Raw genomic sequence first — 201 nt, forward strand, 5'->3', positions numbered from 1 at the left:
CCTCCGCCGCCTGCACAGCCACCATCGCACCGCCCGCAGGCAGCGCCTGCATCAACCGCGCACGCGCCGCCACCAAAGCACAGGCGTCCTCCAGCGAGAACACCCCCGCCACATACGCCGCCGCAATCTCACCGATCGAATGCCCGGCCACAAAATCCGGACGGATCCCCCACGACTCCACCAGCCGGAACAACGCCACCT

1 protein-coding gene is annotated in these 201 nt (G+C 68.7%); it reads right to left on the bottom strand.

What is annotated here, in order from left to right; all coding sequences use genetic code 11:
• Positions 1-201 (bottom strand): acyltransferase domain-containing protein (locus IF61_RS33115; protein ID WP_157848747.1); only part of this gene is annotated, 201 nt, incomplete at both ends.

The organism is Streptomyces roseoverticillatus (assembly GCF_000719265.1).
In the GTDB taxonomy this organism is placed as follows: domain Bacteria; phylum Actinomycetota; class Actinomycetes; order Streptomycetales; family Streptomycetaceae; genus Streptomyces; species Streptomyces roseoverticillatus.